Annotated in this window: 14 protein-coding genes; 8 read left to right on the top strand and 6 right to left on the bottom strand. The window is 28.0% G+C overall.

The annotated features are described in order from the left end of the window. Positions 1-14 precede the first annotated feature (14 nt). Together ACNSOS_RS02460 and ACNSOS_RS02455 are read left to right on the top strand one after the other, a co-directional pair. Complete coding sequence (locus tag ACNSOS_RS02460) at positions 15-1286, top strand: FtsW/RodA/SpoVE family cell cycle protein (protein WP_113895124.1); 1272 nt, start codon at positions 15-17, stop codon at positions 1284-1286. Beyond that, the gene (locus ACNSOS_RS02455) at positions 1283-2308 is read left to right on the top strand and encodes a UDP-N-acetylglucosamine--N-acetylmuramyl-(pentapeptide) pyrophosphoryl-undecaprenol N-acetylglucosamine transferase (RefSeq protein ID WP_418185813.1); all 1026 of its coding nucleotides are present in this window, start codon (positions 1283-1285) and stop codon (positions 2306-2308) included. The genes ACNSOS_RS02460 and ACNSOS_RS02455 overlap by 4 nt, the downstream gene beginning before the upstream one ends. On the opposite strand, the gene ACNSOS_RS02450 is transcribed toward ACNSOS_RS02455, so the two are convergent. Continuing rightward, positions 2297-3067, bottom strand: coding sequence for an undecaprenyl-diphosphate phosphatase (locus ACNSOS_RS02450; RefSeq protein WP_113895126.1), 771 nt, complete (start codon positions 3065-3067; stop codon positions 2297-2299). The two genes, ACNSOS_RS02455 and ACNSOS_RS02450, sit on opposite strands and share 12 nt — an antisense overlap. Further along, positions 3064-3732, bottom strand: a complete 669-nt coding sequence (locus ACNSOS_RS02445; RefSeq protein ID WP_418185812.1) for an MqnA/MqnD/SBP family protein — start codon at positions 3730-3732, stop codon at positions 3064-3066. The genes ACNSOS_RS02450 and ACNSOS_RS02445 overlap by 4 nt, the downstream gene beginning before the upstream one ends. A 71-nt stretch (positions 3733-3803) precedes the next feature. Between ACNSOS_RS02445 and ACNSOS_RS02440 the strand changes: the two genes are divergently transcribed. The 5 genes from ACNSOS_RS02440 to ACNSOS_RS02420 all read left to right on the top strand — a co-directional run bounded on the left by ACNSOS_RS02440 (position 3804) and on the right by ACNSOS_RS02420 (position 9414). Further along, a complete protein-coding gene (locus ACNSOS_RS02440; protein ID WP_113909924.1) occupies positions 3804-4025 on the top strand; it encodes a MoaD/ThiS family protein in 222 nt (73 codons plus the stop codon). Positions 4026-4027: 2 nt separating this feature from the next. Continuing rightward, positions 4028-4477, top strand: a complete 450-nt coding sequence (locus tag ACNSOS_RS02435) for a molybdopterin synthase catalytic subunit (RefSeq protein WP_418185811.1) — start codon at positions 4028-4030, stop codon at positions 4475-4477. Continuing rightward, positions 4474-5277, top strand: a complete 804-nt coding sequence (hisJ, locus tag ACNSOS_RS02430) for a histidinol-phosphatase HisJ (protein WP_418185810.1) — start codon at positions 4474-4476, stop codon at positions 5275-5277. Before ACNSOS_RS02435 ends, hisJ begins: the two co-directional genes overlap by 4 nt. Before the next feature lie 340 nt (positions 5278-5617). Continuing rightward, positions 5618-7045 (top strand): type I glutamate--ammonia ligase, encoded by a 1428-nt coding sequence (gene glnA / locus ACNSOS_RS02425; RefSeq protein WP_113909921.1) that lies wholly within the window; start codon positions 5618-5620, stop codon positions 7043-7045. A 233-nt stretch (positions 7046-7278) separates the two neighbouring features. Continuing rightward, a complete protein-coding gene (locus ACNSOS_RS02420; RefSeq protein WP_418186303.1) occupies positions 7279-9414 on the top strand; it encodes a TonB-dependent receptor domain-containing protein in 2136 nt (711 codons plus the stop codon). Between the two features lie 159 nt (positions 9415-9573). Here ACNSOS_RS02420 and mscL read toward each other — a convergent pair whose 3' ends face one another. Then, on the bottom strand, positions 9574-10002 hold the full coding sequence (gene mscL / locus ACNSOS_RS02415; protein WP_418185809.1) for a large conductance mechanosensitive channel protein MscL: 429 nt from the start codon (positions 10000-10002) through the stop codon (positions 9574-9576). A 188-nt stretch (positions 10003-10190) separates the two neighbouring features. On the opposite strand from mscL, the gene ACNSOS_RS02410 reads away from it, so the two are divergent. After that, entirely contained in the window at positions 10191-13112 is a 2922-nt protein-coding gene (locus ACNSOS_RS02410; RefSeq protein ID WP_418185808.1) for a methyl-accepting chemotaxis protein, read from the top strand. A gap of 16 nt (positions 13113-13128) precedes the next feature. Here the strand turns inward: ACNSOS_RS02410 and ACNSOS_RS02405 are convergent, their stop codons facing one another. The 3 genes from ACNSOS_RS02405 to ACNSOS_RS02395 all read right to left on the bottom strand — a co-directional run bounded on the left by ACNSOS_RS02405 (position 13129) and on the right by ACNSOS_RS02395 (position 16753). After that, positions 13129-13965, bottom strand: a complete 837-nt coding sequence (locus ACNSOS_RS02405; RefSeq protein WP_418185807.1) for a DUF5718 family protein — start codon at positions 13963-13965, stop codon at positions 13129-13131. A gap of 137 nt (positions 13966-14102) precedes the next feature. Next, complete coding sequence (locus ACNSOS_RS02400) at positions 14103-15599, bottom strand: fumarate hydratase (RefSeq protein ID WP_418185806.1); 1497 nt, start codon at positions 15597-15599, stop codon at positions 14103-14105. A gap of 170 nt (positions 15600-15769) precedes the next feature. Then, the gene (locus ACNSOS_RS02395) at positions 15770-16753 is read right to left on the bottom strand and encodes an HpcH/HpaI aldolase/citrate lyase family protein (protein ID WP_418185805.1); all 984 of its coding nucleotides are present in this window, start codon (positions 16751-16753) and stop codon (positions 15770-15772) included. Positions 16754-16779 lie beyond the last annotated feature (26 nt).

Genomic DNA, 16779 nt, shown 5'->3' with positions numbered 1-16779 from the left:
TTATATAATAGGGTATGAATTATATCAAAAATAAGATTAAATTATTAACTACAGGTGCCAATTTAGGCGAACCTGATTACCTTTTGTTTATTTTAGTGTCAATGTTAATTATAACAAGTATAATTTTTTCATATTCACTTACAATATATACAGTAGAATTTATGGGATATGGACAGTTTCATTATGTGTTCAGACAAGGATTAGTAGGTGTTTTTTGTATCTTTTTGATGTGGTCAATGGCAAGGCTAAATCCAGATAAAATAATGTTTAAAGTAGGAATAACACTTTTTATAGTAGGTTTTTTACTTATGGTTGCTATGCCATTTTTACCAGCTTCTTTAGTAACTGCTTCTGGTGGAGCAAATAGATGGATAAGATTACCAGGATTTTCTCTATCTCCTATTGAACTTTTTAAAATAGGATTTATATATTTTATTTCTTGGTCATTTTATAGAAAAGTTATTCACCAGCCAAAACAAGGACTTTTTGGAGATTTATTACTCTTATCGCCTTATTTTTTACTATTTTTTGTAGTTGTATTTATAGTTGCATTTTTACAAAAAGATTTAGGGCAAGTTGTACTTTTGGCTTCGATTATGCTTATCTTAATACTATTTGCAAATAGGTCTTTTAAGATTATTTTAGTTTTATTTGTTGTAGCTATTGTAGGTTTTTTAGGGCTTATTATAGCTGCACCACATAGGATAAATAGGATACATTCTTGGTGGTCTATGGTGCAAGATGGAATATTGTCTGTTTTACCAGCATCTTTAGAACCATATTTAAGAATTAAAAACTTACCAGAACCATATCAAGTTTCTCACTCTTTAAATGCTATTCATAATGGAGATTTTTTTGGTCAAGGTATCGGAAATGGTAATTTAAAAATGGGATTTTTATCAGAAGTTCACACGGATTTTGTTTTAGCTGGAATTACTGAAGAGATAGGTTGGATAGGATTCTTTTGTATTGTTTTTATACTATTTTTAATTATTTTAAGAATTTTCAGAATTAGTAGAAATGTTGAAAATAAAGTATATTATCTTTTTACAACTGGAGTTGCATTGATGATAATTATAGCTTTTTTGATAAATTCTTCTGGGGTTGCTGGAATTATTCCTATTAAAGGTATTGCTGTACCATTTCTATCTTATGGTGGTTCTTCTTTATTGACGACTTCCTTTGCTATAGGCTTGGTTTTATCAATAAGTAGAACATCAAAAAAACAAATTCCACAAAAAAATATTCCGAAACCAAAAGTTAATCAAAGGATTATAATAAGATGAAAAAAGAGTATATTGTTGTAACTGGTGGTGGAACTGGAGGGCATTTAAAAGTCGCAGATGCTTTTATAGAAGAACTAAGAAATAGAGATTTTAATGTTATTTTTATAGGTTCTACAAAGGGACAAGATAGAGCTTGGTTTGAAAATGATAAAAGATTGAGCGAAACATTTTTCTTAGATACTAGTGGAGTTGTAAATAAAAAAGGTTTGAGTAAGATATTGTCTTTGACAAATATGTTTTCAAAATCTTTAGAGTGTTTAAAAATATATAATAAATTTAAAGTAAAAAAAGTTATTTCTGTTGGTGGCTTTTCAGCTGCTCCTGCTAGTTTTGCAGCTATTTTTAAGAGAAATTGTAGCTTTTTTATACATGAACAAAATTCTAAAATGGGAAAATTAAATCAAATTACATCAAAGTTTGCAAGACAGATTTATTCATCTTTTTTAGAAAATTCAAAAGTTAAAGATTATCCTGTTGATTTAAAGTTTTTTGAAAACTCAAGAATAAGAAAAGATATAAAAACAATAGCATTCTTTGGCGGTTCACAAGGTGCAATTGCTATAAATAACTTTGCACTAAAAGTTGCACCAAAACTAAATGAAATGGGAATAAAAATAATTCATCAAACTGGTAAAAATGACTTTGAAAGAGTAAAAGATTTTTATCAGCAAAATAGTATAAATGCTGATATTTTTGATTTTACAAAAGATATTATGAGTAAAATGAATGAAGCAGATTTTTGTGTAAGTAGGGCTGGAGCTTCTACACTTTTTGAGCTTTGTGCAAACAATCTTCCAACATTTTTTATACCTTTTAAATATGCTGCAGCAAATCATCAATATTTTAATGCAAAAGAACTTTTTGATAAAAAATTATGTTTTTTGCAAATAGAAGATGAACTTGATGAAAACTACTTTTTTTCTTGCTTAAATAGTGATATTGAAAAAATAAGCACTGGTTTAAAAGATATTATCAAACCAAATGCTATAAAAAATATTGTTGATGATATTTTAGAATATTAGGAGAATCAAAACCCCAAAAAATATTCTATAAATTCCAAAAGCTACAAAAGTAAATTTTTCTAAAAATTTTAAAAATAGCTTTATTACTAAATAAGCAACTACAAATGATACTACAAATCCAACAGCTAGATTTAGTAAATTTCCATCTTGTAGTATTTCATTATGATGTTTATAAATATCATAAAAAGTTGTTGCACACATCACAGGAACTGCAAGTAAAAATGAAAATTCGGCACTTGCTTTTCTATTTAATCCCACAAGCATAGCACCAATTATACTAGCTCCCGCTCGACTAGCTCCTGGGATTAATGCAAGAATTTGAGCAATTCCTATAAATATTGCTTGTTTTAAACTCACTTTTTCTACATCATCAATCAAAGGTTGTTTATCATCATAAAAAAACTTTTCAACTATTAAAAAAATTATCCCACCAATTATAAATGCCCAAGCAACTATTGTTATACTAAATAAGCTTTTTATTTGACTTGCAAACAAAAAACCAACAGCACCAATTGGAATAAATGCAATAGCTATTTTCACCCAAAGATTGATATGCTTAAATGTAAATTTTGATGGATATACAAAAACTAAAGCCATAATTGCCGCAAATTGGATAATTATCTCAAAAGCTTTATTTACATTATTTTGTTCAATTCCTAAGAATTTACTTAAAACTATTAAATGTCCAGTTGAAGATACAGGGATAAACTCTGTAACTCCTTCAAGAATTCCTAGCCAAATTGCGTCTAATATTGTCATAAAATAATTCCTTTTTCTTTTGTAAGTTTTAAAAATAGTTTTAAGGCTCTTTTTTCTTTATATCCCAAATCATAATCTATTTTTTTTAGATAATTTAAAATATTTTGTTTTGAAATACCACTTCTTTTTGAGTAGATATCTAAAATATATTGTGGGATTTTTATATGTTTTTTGTTAAAGTTTTTTGTGATTTTCTTAAGTCTATTTTCGTGTTTGTTGTAGCACAATACTGCAAAAACAAATGGTAATTTATATTTTTTTTGCCATGTTTTTGCTAAGTCAATAATCTTATCATCTTTATTTTCACAATAAAATTTCAAAGCTTTATCACCTATGATTACTTCACCATCAAGCTCTAAAACTTTTGCTAGTGCATTTGAAGTTTTTGATTGAAAATCATCTTTTGAAACTCTATTTGGCAAAACTAAAACGGATAAAACTTCATCTCTTGCAACTATTCCAAAATCTAAAAATTTTTCATTTCTTGAGCCAATAGATGATATAAATGCACTATGAACTCTTCTTTTTTTGAAATTGTTTGTTATAACTGATGGATAAGATTTTTTATATTCTATACTTGACCTAAGTTGGTTCGATTTTATATTTTTTTTGATATAAATATGAAAGGGTAATAAGTTTATAAAATCAATTTTTGAAAATATCATAAAATTGTTGCCTTAAAATGTTTTAAAATTAAGTCGATATAATAGTATAAAGATAATTAGAAAGGATTAAAATGGTAAAAGTCGAATTTTTAGGTCCTATAAATAAAGAAGATATGAATTTAGATATTAAAAATTTAAAAGAATTAAGTTTAATTTTAAAAGATGATGAAAGTATCTCTTCTTGGCTTGAAACTTGTGCAGTTGCAGTAAATGATACTTTAGTTTTTTCAAAAAATTATGAGTTAAAAAGTGGAGATAAAATCTCTTTATTACCACCAGTTTGTGGAGGTTGATAGTGTTTAGTGAAGATTTACAAATACATAAAGACGATTTACCAGTAGAAAAAATTCATAATGCTTGGTATGAAAAATATAAAAATCTAAATTATGGAGCATTTATAACTTTTGTTGGAATTGTAAGAGATGAAAATAGTATCGAAGGTTTATCTTTTGATATTTATGAACCTATTTTAAAATCTTGGTTTAACTCTTGGCAAGAAAAAGCTAAAAAACAAAATGCAATAGTTTTTATGGCTCATAGTTTGGGTAATGTAAAAAATCATCAAAGTTCGTATATAGCTGGGATTTGTAGTCCAAAAAGACGAGTTGCTTTGGAGCTAATTGATGAATTTGTAGAGGATTTTAAAGCAAATGCTCCAATTTGGAAATATGATATTTTAAATGGCAAAAGAGTTTATGCAGAAGATAGAAGTCAAAAAATAAATGGAGCAGGAATATTGCTATGAAAGATATAAAAAGAGTAGATTTGCACAATCACACAATTTTGTGTAATCACGCTACTGGGACAGTTTTTGATTATGTAGAAAAAGCTATAAAATTGGGTATAGATGAGTATGGATTTTCATGTCATGCACCTATGAATTATGACCCAAAATATAGAATGAGTTTATCTCAAAAAGATATTTATGAAAGATGGATAAAAGAGGCAAAAGATTTTTATAAAGACAAAATAAAAATTCTTTTTGCATATGAAGTAGATTATTTAGATGGATTTTTACTTGATGAGATAATAAATGCTAAAGTTGATTATCTAATAGGTTCTGTTCACTTTTTAAAAAATAAAGATGATATGTGGGGATTTGATAATCCAGAATTTATAGGAGTTTATAAGTCAAAAGATATAGATAGTATTTGGCAAGAGTATTTTAATGCAATTGAATCTATGGCAAAAACTCAACTTTTTGATGTTGTTGGGCATTTTGATTTGATAAAAGTTTTTAAATTTTTACCAAAAAAAGATGTGAGAATTTTGGCAAAAGATGCTTTAAATCAGATAAAAAAATCAAATATGGTTTTAGAGATAAATCCAGCAGGTTTACGAAAACCAATAGGAGAAACATATCCATCAAAACAGCTTTTAGAAGTAGCTTTTGATATGGGAATAAATATAACATTTGGATCAGATGCCCATAGCGTAGAGCATATTGGTTTTGGATATGAAGAAGCTACAAATTTGGCAAAAGAGATAGGTTTTACAAAATGTATGACTTTTGAAAATAAAGATAGAAAATTGGTGAATTTTTAATATATTACTCCACAATAAAATAAATGAAATTTTAGCCATATTTTTACCATCAATTTTTGTTTGAAATTTATGAAGACATACATCGTATGTTGAGTAAAATTTGGACAAAAAGAATGTGTAAATAATGTGAGAGAAAACACCAAAATGTTAGTTTTATTATAAATATTTTTTGCGTTGAAAGTTATCGCTTACACAATGGTAAGCTTCTAACTTCCGCCTTAAAAATACTCACAATAAAACTACTAAAATTTCATTTATTTTATTATGGAGTAATAGTATAAATCAAGAATTTTGTTTTAATTTGCTAAAATATCAGCTTAAATTTTTTGGAGATAAACAGATGGGAAAATTTGTAAATAGTATAGATGAGTTTAAAAGTTTTTGTAGTGAAAATGAAGTGAAATTTGTAGATTTTAGATTTACTGATATGAAAGGTATGTGGCATCATGTTACATATAATTATAAAGCAATAAATGAAGATTTATTGGCAAATGGTATGCCTTTTGATGGTTCATCAATAGATGCTTGGCAACCAATTCATAAATCAGATATGATTTTAAAACCAGATGTTCCAACTGCATTTTTAGATCCATTTACAGCTGATAGTACAATAGTTGTAATCTGTGATGTTTATGATATTTACAAAGGGCAAATGTATGAAAAATGTCCACGATCAATAGCTAAAAAAGCAGTAGAGTATTTAGCAGAAGCAAATATTGGTGATGTTGCATATTTTGGACCTGAAAATGAGTTTTTCATTTTTGATGATGTAAAAATTAAAGATAGTGTAAATGAGTCATCTTTTAGAGTTGATAGTGAAGATGGTGAATGGAATGACTCTCGAGATTATGAAGGTGGAAATATAGGACATAGAGCAAGATTAAAAGGTGGATATTTCCCTGTTGCTCCTATTGATAATGGTGTTGATTTAAGAGCTGAAATGATGCAAGTTTTAGAGCAAGTTGGTCTTGAAGTTACTCTAGGTCACCATGAAGTTGCTCAAGGACAACACGAAATAGGAATTGTATTTGGTGATTTAATTGAAGCTAGTGATAATGTTCAAAAATTAAAGTATGTAATTAAAATGGTTGCACATTTAAATGGAAAATCAGCAACATTTATGCCAAAACCACTTTATGGAGATAATGGAAGTGGTATGCACGTTCACCAAAGTATTTGGAAAGATGGTAAAAATCTTTTCTATAAACAAGGTGAATATGGAAACTTAAGTGATATGGCAAGATGGTATATTGGAGGTATTTTTAAACATGCACGAGCTGTTGCAGCATTTACAAATCCATCAACAAACTCTTACAAAAGATTAATCCCTGGATTTGAAGCACCTTCTATTTTAACTTATTCTTCACAAAATAGAAGTGCATCTTGTAGAATTCCTTATGGAGCAGGTGAAAAATCAACAAGAGTAGAGATGAGATTCCCTGATTCTACTTCTTGTCCATATTTAGCATTTTCATCTATGCTTATGGCTGGAATTGATGGAATAAAAAATAAATATGAGCCAATAGGACCTATGGATGATGATTTATTTGAGTTATCGTTAGATGAAATTAGAGAGCGAGATATCCCTCAAATGCCTCATACTTTAAGAGGTTCGTTGGAAGCACTTATTAGATATAATGATTTTCTTAAACCTGTATTTACAAAAGAGATGATAGATACGTATCAACACTATAAGTTCTCAACACAAGTTTGGCCTTATGAAGCTAGACCTACACCTTTTGAATTTAAAACTATGTACTCTTGCTAAAAAACTATGGATTAAATCCATAGTTTTTTTATAATATTTCTTCAATAACTATTATTACTTTTATATTCTTTTAAGTTTAATATATTAATATTTCATTTACTTTTTGATAATTAATATACCAATTATTAAAATGTAAAAAATTAAGATAAATATCCTAAAGTTTATCGAAATTTTAATTGAAAATTTAACAAAAAGGACAAGTATGAATATACGAATTGCTAAGTCAGTAGCAACTGCTTTACTCGTTTGCGGGGGGGGGTAACCTATTAAGTGCTAATGAAACTACAAAACTTGATGATATTCAAGTTGTAACTACTGCTGGGGGATATGAACAAAATATCGCCGATGCTGCTGCAACAATTTCAGTTATTACAGCTGAAGAAATTGAAAAAAAATCATTTACAGATGTAACAGATGTTTTAAAAAATGTACCAGGTGTTTATGTAAATGGTGGTGGAAGTAACCAATCTATATCTATTAGAGGTATGAGTGCTGATTATACTTTATATTTAATAGATGGAAGACCTATGCAAGATAATCAAGCATTCTCTCCAAATGGGAGTCATGCTGGGAATCCTATTAATTTCTTACCTCCATTAGAAGCTATTGAAAGAATTGAAGTTATAAGAGGACCTGCTTCATCTTTATATGGTTCAAATGCTATGGGTGGGGTTATAAATATTATCACGAAAAAACATTCTGATAAAGTAACTGCTAATATAAATGTAGAGTATTTAAAAGCTGATTCATCAAACAAAGTAAATAATGACTCAAAAAATGTTAGTACATTTATAAATGTTCCAGTAGTAAAAGATTTATTATCGGTTCAGCTAACAGCAGGAATTTTAGATACAGATGAAAGTGATTATGTAAGTAGTGGAGCTTTGAAAGCTGGTTCGGATCCTGATTATAAAAGAACTAATGTTGGTGGTAAAGTTATATTAACTCCAAATGAAAATAATACAATCACAGCTGGATATACATATAAAATTCAAGAAAGAACATCTAATCCTTGTAAAAGTATTGCTTGTGAAGGATCATTTAGAGGTAGTACAGCAAATGGATATAGTGTAGATGCAAATGGAAATATATTAGATTCAAATGGTAGAGCAGTTGGTTGGGATGGAAAAATTTCTAAAGGTACAGTTACAGGTAAACAAAAAAATTCTTCTTCTTTTCAAAAATCAATAAACTATAATTATGATTTAACTCATGAATTAAAATATGATGAATTTTTATTAAATTCTTACTTAACTTATGAAAAATCACAAAATCCAACAAGAGCAAATTCTAGAACTGGAAATGGTATTGAAATGGATACTATTACAGCAAATTCTCAAGGAACTTATTTTTTTGATACAAACTCTTTAACTATTGGGGCAAACTATAAAAAAGAAAATCTTGAAGATGGTGCTACAAATGCTATTACAGTTGGTGGTGTAACTGATGATAGTATTACTAAAATGGAAAGGTATCAATGGGCATTATTTGCTGAGGATACTTGGAGTGTAACTGATGATTTGGCTTTAACTTTAAGTGGAAGATTTGATAGAAATGAATTTTTTGGAAGTAATTTTTCTCCAAAGGCTTATGCTGTTTATAGTTTAACAGATAATTTAAACTTAAAAGGTGGAGTTACAACTGGATATAAAGCACCAAGTTTAAGACAAGCTGCTCCTGATTTTGCTGGAATTTCTGGAGGTGGAGGTCCTGCTGTTGCAATGGTTGGTAATCCAGATTTAGAACCAGAAAAAAGTAGAAATTATGAGTTGGGATTTGCTTATGATAATCCAGATTTAGGACTTGGTGGAAGTTTAATGGTATTTCAAACAGATTATAAAAATAAAGTTCAATCAAGAGATGGTACTGATATTTTACCAGGTGATGCGAAACAATATTGGTATAAAGGTGAATATTATGGAGGAGGAGTTAAGTTCTATGAAAATGTTGATAAAGCAGAGATTAAAGGTTTAGAACTTACAACAGATTGGGAAATCTTAGATAATTTAAAATATAGACACTCATATACATATACAGATAGTGAACAAAAGTCAGGGGCAAATATTGGAAAACCTTTAAATAATATATCTAAACATATGTTTAATGCTGGATTAGATTTTGATGTAACTTCTAAAGTTTTATTGTGGACACAAGCAAATTATAGAGGTAAAACTGCTGGTAGTGGAACTAGTGCTAGTAAAACACCATCTTATACATTTGTTGATTTAGGAGCAGTTTATAAATATGATAAAAATTTAAGTTTTAATGCAGGTGTTTATAATATAGCTAATAAAAATGTTTTAGATGATGGAAATTCAAATGTTTTAGATGGTAGAAGATATAGCGTTGCTATGAATTTGAAATTCTAAAATAATTAAAAATATTCATTCCCAAGTATTGGCGACATTTGGGAAGTAGAACAAACGCCATTTATTTTCATTTTCGACAAATAGTCGGAACTTTTCTTTTTTATTGCAGGTTTTTTTAGGAGAAACCTGCAATTTTAATAATATAAATATAGTAGCAGATTAAACTGCAGTATTTCCACAATGTCCGCATTTTTTAGCAGCTACTGGAATATCCATAGCACAATCATCACAAGATTTTGTTTTTGGTGCTTCTTCTTTTTCACCTTTTAATTTATTGTAAGATTTTATAAACATAAATACTACAAATCCTAAAATTATAAATGATATTGTATCATTCATAAATACACCAAGTTTTATTGCAGGTGCTCCTGCTGCTTCTAAAGCTGCTAAATTAGTATAAGAATTTCCATCAAGTGGTATAAACAATTGAGAAAAATCGACTCTTCCAAGTAATAGTCCAATTGGAGGCATTATTACATTTTCTACCATAGATTTTACAAATGTTGCAAATGCTGCACCAAATATAAAACCTATTGCCATATCAACTACATTTCCAGAAATAAGAAATTTTTTAAACTCTTTAAACATTTTCATCCTTTTTGATTTTTTGAGATTATATTTAAAAATAGGTTTATAGATAATAAAAGTATTTATTTTTTATAAAATAATCAATAAATAATCCTTTGATTACAACTTAATTACAGCTTAAAACTGTATAACCCCATATTTATAAAATAAAGAGTAAATTGCCAAAAATATAAAATGGGGAAATGTAAATGAACAATTTAAAATTAAGAAATAAAATCTTTTTGATATTAGTTTTACCAATGATGGCAATTTTTATGCTCTCTTCTGTTTTGATTTTTGAGAAATATGAAAAAGTTGTAGATATGAATAAAACTTCTAGTTACATAGACTTTACAGTTGAAATCTCACAATTTCTAAAAGATTTACAACAAGAAAGAGAAATCGCAGTTTTATATATAAAAAACTATGGAGATACAATATATAAAGAGAAGTTAGAAAATCAAATAAAAGTAAATATTTCATCACAAAAAAAATTAGAAGATTTTATAAATAATTTTGAATTGATTAAAAAAGATACAAATTTGTTAGATAAACTTGATACTTTGAGAAAAAACATATCTTTAATAGATGAAAAAAGATCTAGTGCCTTGGATTTAAAACTAGATAGTAAAACTTTAGAAAATTTTTACAATGAAGTTATAACTAATTTAATATCTTTTTTTGATGAGTTATTGGTTTATTCAAAAAGTAAGGATTTACTGAAAGCTTCTCAAACATATATTTCAATCATAAGTATAATAGAAAAAACATATAAAGAGAAAGATTTAATAAGAAATATTTTCAACTACAATACAATTTCAAATAAAGATTATAATAGTTTTATATCTTTGTTGATTTTTCAAGATTCAGATATAAACGAATTAAAAGAGAATTTGACAAAAGAACAATTGGAGTATGTTTATAAAAGATTTGAAGATGATATTTTTAAAAAGATTGAAGATTCAAGAAGAGTTATATTTTTAAAAATAGAAAAAGAGAGCATTATAAACACTATAAAAGATGGACTAGGATATGGTGGATTGATTCATCTGTATAAAGATTTTATTTTGTCAAGTGATGAAAATATTTTAAATCAAATACAAAGAAATCATACAAAAACATTAAGAGCAATAAAAGATTATCAAAAATTAGAACATTTAGATGAAGAAAAAGAACTTTTAAATGATATTCAAAGTGCAATAGACTTATATATGTCAAAGGCTTTTAATAGTGAATATTTGGAAGACACAAAAGAGTTAGATTTAAAAACTCTAAAAGCTTTAGAATTTTTATCAAAAAATATATATGGTGCAAATATTCAAGATTGGGAAAATAGTTCTTTACAAAAGATACAAATACTAGAAGAGATAAAAGAGAAAATTGTAAATGATACGCTGTTGTTTATTGATACAAATGTAAAAGAAGGTGATACTCAAATATTATTATTTTTTGTATCTTTGATAGTTTTAACTTTATTAATTTTTCTTGTAATTATGATAATGACGAGTAATGTTACGAAATCTATTAAAAAATTTGAGAATAATCTAAATCAATTTTTTTCTTACTCTATGAAAGAAAAAGATGAAATAAAGTTAAATAAACTTGAAGGTAAAGATGAGTTTGCTTTGATGACAAGAAATATGAATGAGCAAGTTGTAAAAATAGAACAAATAACTCAAAATGATAAACAAGCTATTCTCGAGATAGCAGATGTTATAGGAAAAGTTAATAATGGTTTTTTTGAATACTCTATAAAAGCTAAACCATCTACAAAAGAGTTACAAACTTTAGTAGAAATAATAAATAAAATGTTAGATAGAACAAGATTGAAAATAGATAATCTAAATTTTTTATTGAGCCAATATAGTGAAGGAAATTACAAATTTAAGTTAGATGAGATTCATACAAAAGGGATGTATGGAGATTTTGGAATACTTTGTAATTCAACTATACTTTTAGGACAATCTTCATCACAATTAATTGCTATGATTACAAATGCTGGAAAGAAATTGGAAGAGAATACGAAAATTTTAACTAACTCATCAAATGAATTGGCTATTTCATCTTCAAATCAAGCTTCATCTTTGAAACAAACTTCGGCTTCTCTTGAAGAAATAACACAAAATTTAAAAAAGAACAATGAAAATATGAATAAGATGCAATTAATTGCAGATGAATTAAATGTTGCTGTAATACAAGGAGGTAAATCTGCAAATCAAACTTTTAATTCAATGGATGAAATAAGTAAAAAAGTAAAAGCTATAAATGAAGCTATAACTGTAATTGACCAAATAGCTTTTCAAACAAATATTTTAAGTCTAAATGCGGCAGTTGAAGCAGCAACTGCTGGAGAAGTAGGCAAAGGTTTTGCAGTTGTTGCTAGTGAAGTAAGAGAGTTGGCAAATAAAAGTGCAAATGCTGCAAAAGAGATAAAAGATTTGGTTGAAAGTGCAAATATTGAAACAAATGATGGAAAAATAGTAGCTGATACTATGATAAAAGGTTATGAAAATCTAACTTCAAAGATATTAGAAACAAAAGATATTATTCATAATGTAACTTTATTTAGTAAAGAGCAAGATATTGAAATTGTACAGATAAATGAAACAGTTTCAAGGCTAGATTTTTCTACACAAGAAAATGCTAAAACAGCTTCAAATATTGATAAATTATCAAATGAAGTTTCAATTTTATCAGATAAATTACTTCAAATTACATCACAATCGAAAATAGAAGATAAATATTATGAAATGGTTGAAAATGTAGAATTAATTAAAGAGATTTCAAGATATAAAAATGATCATATAAATTTCAAAAAAAGATATTTCAAAACTTTAGATAAATTTGAAGATTGTATTATAGATAATTGTAGAATGTGTAATTTAGGAAAATGGATAGTAAGTTGTGAGAGTAAAAAAGAGGCTTTTGTAAAAGATGAAAAATGGCAAAATTTAAAAACTAACCATGAAAATATGCATAATAAAATACAAGAATATATAAGTCAAAATGCAAGTAGAGTAGAAAATCAAGTTTTACGAAAAATAGCAAATCAAGTAGAAGAAAACACAATAAAAGTTTTTGATAGTTTAAATGATATTTTGTATCTTGAATCAAGAAATCATAAAAAATAGCACAAGCTATTTTCTACTATTTTACTATTTGGTGAAGTTTAGAACATTGTCCTAAATATGTATCCACACCACACATATCATTCATAATATCTTGAAAGCTATGAGCATTTGCATTATAAACATAAACAAAAATTTCATCGCCTTTTTTTAAGAAGTTTTTTTTACCAAAATCTGTATATGTTGTTGCACCTGCTGCTATAACTATACCTTTTGCAGAATGTGCATATTTTAAAAATTGTCCTAATTCTTCCAATGGTCCACAATCTTCTTGGCAATTTAGCATATCAACCATCCAGTTTTTTAGTTTGTGGAAAAAGTAACTATAAGATTTTACAGAGCAAGTTGTACCATAATCATAAACTATACCATCTCTTTTTATAAATGAAGCGATATGATATTTGCTTAAAATACCATTCTCACTAAAATCATCAATAGGAATAATATCTTGTGATATTCCTTTTGTTCTAGCTCCCCAATTCTTTTTAGTGCTTAATTTATTTCCATTTTGAACTCTTATCGAACAGTCATTAAATGCACTAAAATATTTTGGTATGATATCTACAACTTTATCATCTTCATATACAAAATCACATATTAAAGCTACTTCAGCTTCTATTTGTAGATTATCTGCTTCTCTTTCATGAGTTAAGATAATATCATCACATAGAGGATAAGTTCCTAAAAAGCTATTATGACCTTTTATATAAAATGGGAAAAGTCCTTTTGGTGCACCTTCTTCTTTTGTTTTTATTATTGAAAACTCATCAGCTTCACCTGCTGCATTTAAATGCCCTGCAAAATTTCCTGCAACAGCAAAACCTAAGTAATCTTTTAAATCTTCAATTAAATTCATCATAAATCCCAATACATTTTTTTGAATTGACATAATAGCAAAGTTTTTAGTTAATAAAGTTCAAAAAAGGGATATAGTTTACGAAGTTAAGGTAAATTTAAGAGATTTTACAAAAGGTGTTACCTTTTGTAAAATTATTATTTAATTGATCTCCATTTAGCTGGACCAGTTGTGTGAATAGAATTTCCTTGCGTATCAACTGCAACTGTTACAGGCATATCTTTTACTTCAAACTCATAAATAGCTTCCATTCCAAGCTCTTCAAAAGCCAAAGTTTTAGCTCCTTTTATTGATTGAGCAATCAAATATGCAGCTCCACCAGTTGCAATTAAATAAATAGATTTGTACTCTTTTATTAAGTCAATTGTAGGTTGTTTTCTCTCACCTTTTCCAATCATACCCATAATACCAATATCCATCATATCTTTTGTAAATTTATCCATTCTTGTAGATGTTGTTGGTCCTGCAGGTCCTACAACTTCATCTCTAACTGGATCAACTGGTCCAACATAGTAGATGAATTTATCTTTTAAATCTACACCATTTGGAAGAGGCTTACCTTCATTTTTGTATTCAACTATTTTTTTATGAGCAGCATCACGTGCAGTTAAAATTTTCCCTGAAAGTAAAAGAGTATCTCCTGATTTGAATTGAGATAAGTTTTCTTTTGTTAAATCTTCAATATTTACTCTTTTGATTGTATCCATTGGAAGTTCAATATCTGGCCAAAGATTTAAATCTGGTTTATCAAATTTAGCTGCTCCATTACCATCTAATTCAAAATGAATATGTCTTGTTGCTGCACAGTTTGGAATCATAGCAACAGGTAATGAAGCGGCGTGACATGGGTAATCTAAGATTTTAACATCTAAAACAGTTGTTAATCCACCAAGTCCTTGTGCTCCAATTCCAAGTTTATTTATATCTTCATAAAGTCTTAATCTTAACTCTTCAAGAGGATTTTGTGGACCTCTTTCCTTTAATTCGTGGATATCAACATGTCCCATTAAAGACTCTTTTGCAAGTAACATAGCTTTTTCAGGGTTTCCACCAATTCCGATACCTAAAATACCAGGAGGACACCATCCTGCACCCATATCTTTTACATTTGCCATAACCCAGTCATATATACTATCAGATGGATTTAAAACTGTAAATTTAGATTTATTTTCACTCCCTCCACCTTTTGCAGCAACAGTGATTTCTAATTTATCAGAGTTATCTGTTGAGATATGAATAACAGCTGGAGTATTGTTTTTTGTATTTACTCTTTTTCCAGCAGGGTCTGAAACAACCGAAAATCTAAGAGTATTATCTGGATCTGTATAACCTTTTGCTACACCTTCATTTAAAACATCTTCTAAATTTCTACTTAAATCTAAGTTTGCTTTTAAACCAATTTTTACAAAAATATTTACACTTCCTGTATCTTGACAAAGGGGTCTATGACCCATAGCACACATTTTTGAATTAATTAATATTTGTCCAATAGCATTTTTTGCAGATTCACTTTGTTCTTTTTCATAAGCTTCAACCATCCCTTTTACAAAATCCTCTGGATGATAAAAAGAGATGTATTGACAGGCTGATGCAACCGAATCAATAATATCTTGTTCTGTGATTTTTTTGCTCATAAGTTTTCCTTTTTTTGTTTTATAAACCTTGAAATTATATCAATGCAGTTTTAAAGATAGGCTTTTTCTAAGCTATAAATTAGGATATTTTACAAAATTGTTTAGTTTAGAAATATCTTTTAAAATAAAAAAGCTACCCTTTAAAAAGAGTAGCTTTAAGAAATTAAAAATTAAGCAAAAAATCTTTTTTCTGCTTCATCTTGCAGTTTAACTCCAGAGAATTTAGCTCTTTGAACTAATTCCCAAAAATATCTATAAGTTGCTCTATCGTGTAACTCTCCATCATATTGGATTGGTCCCCATTCTGCATCTTGAGCTTTTATTAAAATATTTTGTGCAGCTTCAAGTTCTGTAAAATCTGGTTTCATAGCATCAACGATAGCTTGAACTTGTGTTGGATAAATTGACCACATTCTCATAAATCCAAACTCATTTCTAGCACGTTCAGCATCTTTATATGTTTGATATGGATTTTTAAGGTCAAGTGTTACATTGTGGCAAGGAATTACACAATTTTGAATAGCAGCTTGTGCAACTCTTGCTTTTGCAGCACCAATTAATCTATGTTCAAATTGTCCAGGACTTCTCATATTTATTGCAGGAATTGCTCCTTGGTAACCTGAAACAAAGTCCATTAAACCAAAATCTAAAACTTGTAGCCAAGGTAAAGTTGCTATTTTTTCAACATCTTGTAAAGCACCGTGAGTTTCTATAAGTACGTGAATTGGAATCTCTTTTTTAATTCCAGCTTTTTTTGCAACACTTTGAATATACTCTATTTGAGTTTTAGCATCTTCATAACAAGTTGATTTTGGTAAAGTGATATATGCTAAATTTTCTCCAGCACCAGTAACTAAAATATCAACATCTTGTCTCCAGTCAGGATGTGAATGGTCATGGATTCTTGTACCTGCCATTTTATATGGGTTTTCACTTGAATTTACAACTCTAACTATCATATTTGCATGTTCAACTTCTTTTCCAGTTTCAGCACCATCTTCACAATCACAAGTAATGTCAAAAACAGGACCTAGTTTTTTTTGCATCTCAAAACCTTTTAGGATTAGCTTTTCGCTTCCTGCAAAGTGTTCACAAGTTGGAATAATTGGTAAAGATTTACCAGATTCAAATAAAGCTTCTTTTGGGTGTGTCATAATAATATTCTCCTTTTTTAATTAAA

Source organism: Aliarcobacter vitoriensis (assembly GCF_048320235.1).
Classification (GTDB): domain Bacteria; phylum Campylobacterota; class Campylobacteria; order Campylobacterales; family Arcobacteraceae; genus Aliarcobacter; species Aliarcobacter vitoriensis.
This window is presented reverse-complemented; position numbering and strand designations above follow the sequence as displayed.

Excerpts from the sequence above, each read along its gene's own strand:
- ACNSOS_RS02405 (WP_418185807.1), bottom strand. The coding sequence starts at position 13,965 with ATGAATTTAATTGAAGATTTAAAAGATTACTTAGGTTTTGCTGTTGCA.
- ACNSOS_RS02400 (WP_418185806.1), bottom strand. The coding sequence starts at position 15,599 with ATGAGCAAAAAAATCACAGAACAAGATATTATTGATTCGGTTGCATCA.
- ACNSOS_RS02445 (WP_418185812.1), bottom strand. The coding sequence starts at position 3,732 with ATGATATTTTCAAAAATTGATTTTATAAACTTATTACCCTTTCATATT.
- hisJ (WP_418185810.1), top strand. The coding sequence starts at position 4,474 with ATGAAAGATATAAAAAGAGTAGATTTGCACAATCACACAATTTTGTGT.
- ACNSOS_RS02395 (WP_418185805.1), bottom strand. The coding sequence starts at position 16,753 with ATGACACACCCAAAAGAAGCTTTATTTGAATCTGGTAAATCTTTACCA.
- ACNSOS_RS02450 (WP_113895126.1), bottom strand. The coding sequence starts at position 3,067 with ATGACAATATTAGACGCAATTTGGCTAGGAATTCTTGAAGGAGTTACA.
- ACNSOS_RS02440 (WP_113909924.1), top strand. The coding sequence starts at position 3,804 with ATGGTAAAAGTCGAATTTTTAGGTCCTATAAATAAAGAAGATATGAAT.
- ACNSOS_RS02460 (WP_113895124.1), top strand. The coding sequence starts at position 15 with ATGAATTATATCAAAAATAAGATTAAATTATTAACTACAGGTGCCAAT.
- ACNSOS_RS02410 (WP_418185808.1), top strand. The coding sequence starts at position 10,191 with ATGAACAATTTAAAATTAAGAAATAAAATCTTTTTGATATTAGTTTTA.
- ACNSOS_RS02455 (WP_418185813.1), top strand. The coding sequence starts at position 1,283 with ATGAAAAAAGAGTATATTGTTGTAACTGGTGGTGGAACTGGAGGGCAT.
- mscL (WP_418185809.1), bottom strand. The coding sequence starts at position 10,002 with ATGTTTAAAGAGTTTAAAAAATTTCTTATTTCTGGAAATGTAGTTGAT.
- glnA (WP_113909921.1), top strand. The coding sequence starts at position 5,618 with ATGGGAAAATTTGTAAATAGTATAGATGAGTTTAAAAGTTTTTGTAGT.